This window comes from Bacillus sp. AFS055030 (assembly GCF_002574545.1).
In the GTDB taxonomy this organism is placed as follows: domain Bacteria; phylum Bacillota; class Bacilli; order Bacillales; family Bacillaceae_G; genus Gottfriedia.
Genome location: NZ_NUGT01000074.1, coordinates 1 through 329, shown reverse-complemented (window position 1 = coordinate 329; position 329 = coordinate 1). Strand labels below are relative to the sequence as shown.

Genomic DNA, 329 nt, shown 5'->3' with positions numbered 1-329 from the left:
CGAGCCAGCGGATACCTACGTCATCCATCGCGAGGACCGGGATATCTGGATCCATGTCTGCGCCGGGGGCAACGAGGCTGGATGGATCATTGCCGAAACCAAGCCTTTCCAGGCCACCGCGAAAGCGCTGCCTGCCGAAGCGTTGAAGCAGGCGCTGGACACCCAAGGCAAGGCCGCGATCCAGGTGAACTTCGCCGTAGACGCCGCGCAGATCCTCCCCGATTCCGAGCCGCAGCTGCGACAGGTGGAGCGTCTACTGCAGCAAGACCCGCAATTGCGTCTCTCCATCGAAGGGCACACCGACAACACCGGCAACCGCGATCACAATC

1 protein-coding gene is annotated in these 329 nt (G+C 62.6%); it reads left to right on the top strand.

Translation table 11 applies throughout. From position 1 onward, the window contains the following. Positions 1 to 329: OmpA family protein (locus CN925_RS16020; RefSeq protein ID WP_218937234.1), on the top strand; the 329-nt coding region annotated here is incomplete at both ends.